General features: G+C 72.0%; 2 protein-coding genes. Both read left to right on the forward strand.

The annotated features are described in order from the left end of the window. Positions 1 to 169: 169 nt before the first annotated feature. Complete coding sequence (locus CCN42_RS30460; RefSeq protein WP_086740460.1) at positions 170 to 715, forward strand: Uma2 family endonuclease; 546 nt, start codon at positions 170 to 172, stop codon at positions 713 to 715. 35 nt (positions 716 to 750) lie between these two features. Further along, the coding region (locus CCN42_RS30465) for an AfsR/SARP family transcriptional regulator (protein WP_211294826.1) at positions 751 to 1419 on the forward strand (669 nt) is incomplete at its 3' end.

Consider the following 1419-nt stretch of genomic DNA (forward strand, 5'->3'; position numbering starts at 1 on the left):
CGGCGGTCACCGCGGCGGAGGGTGGCGGTGGTCATGGCGAGGGCTCCTGAGGTGGGCTGCGGGGCAGAGGGAGGTCGACCGTTTCGGTGGTGTGGAGGGAACGCCCGGCGGACGGCCATTGGTTCCTGCTAGTCGTTAGGCTGTAACCGAGTCGATTGAGGAGGTGGCCATGACGATTGCCGACAACTGGGTCGAGTCCATGCAGGAAGCCGTAGAGGTTCCCAGGAGCGCGCGCCTCCGGCTGACGAAGAACGGGCTCACTTTGGTACCGGTCACCTATGCGCACAGGACGACTCAGCGGCGTATCGAGAACCAGATCGAGGACCGCCTCCCCGGCTGGACGCCGACGAGCGAATTCTCGGTCGTCCCGCCCAGGGAGGGGTACAAGCCGGAACCCGACGCCTCCGCACTGCCGCTCGACCAGGTACGAAAGGACAAGAGCGAGGTCAGCGAGGAACTGCTGCCCTTCGTGGTAGAGGTCGTCTCGCCGGAGAGCGAACACCGCGACTACAACACGAAGCCCGAACACTACGCGCTGCGCGGCATCCCCGCTTACCTCATCGTCGACGTGCTCTCCGCCCGCTGGACTCTGCTGACCCGTCCCTGGCACGGCAAGTACCAGCACGAGGAGTCCGGCGTCTTCGGTGACGAGATCAAGATCCCCGTCGCCGACCAGACTCTTGTCCTGGACTCCTCGCAGTTCATGCGGGTCTGAAACCCGGAGGCGGTGCCCGGGCGTCCCCGGAGAGAATGGACCCCGTGCGCTACCGCATCCTCGGCACCACCCAGGCACTCCGCCCCGACGGCACGGCCGTCCCCGTGGGCGGGGCGCGGCTGCGTGCGCTGCTCACCGTGCTGGCGCTGCGCGCCGGCCGGGCCGTGCCCGTCGCCCTGCTCGTCGAGGAGGTGTGGGACGGCGACCCGCCCGCCGACGCCCCGGGCGCCCTCCAGGCGCTGGTGGGCCGGCTGCGCCGGACGCTCGGCGCGGACGCCGTCGAGTCCGTGGACGGCGGCTACCGGCTCGGCGCCGGCCCCGACGACATCGACCTGCACCGCTTCACCCGTCTTGCCGACGACGGCGCCCGCGCCCTCGCCGACGGCGACCCCGCCAAGGCCGCCGCCCTCCTCGACGACGCCCTCGCCCTGTGGCGCGACCCGGTCCTCGCCGACCTGCCCGACCGCACCACGGAGGCGGCCCGCTGGGAGACCCTGCGGCTCGACGCCCGCCGGACCCGGCTCGACGCCGCCCTCGCCCTCGGCCGGGCCGAGCAGGCGCTGCCCGTTACCGGGCCGCCGTGGAAGAGCTGGCGGACGACGTCCTGGACGGCGAGTCGTTCCGGGAGCGCACCCGCGGGCTGCGGATCGGCGTCGTACAGCCACACCGACTCCCCGTCGACGACGACGCCGATCCGCAGCCCG

The sequence above is a fragment of the Streptomyces glaucescens genome (genome assembly GCF_002154375.1).
Taxonomy (GTDB): domain Bacteria; phylum Actinomycetota; class Actinomycetes; order Streptomycetales; family Streptomycetaceae; genus Streptomyces; species Streptomyces glaucescens.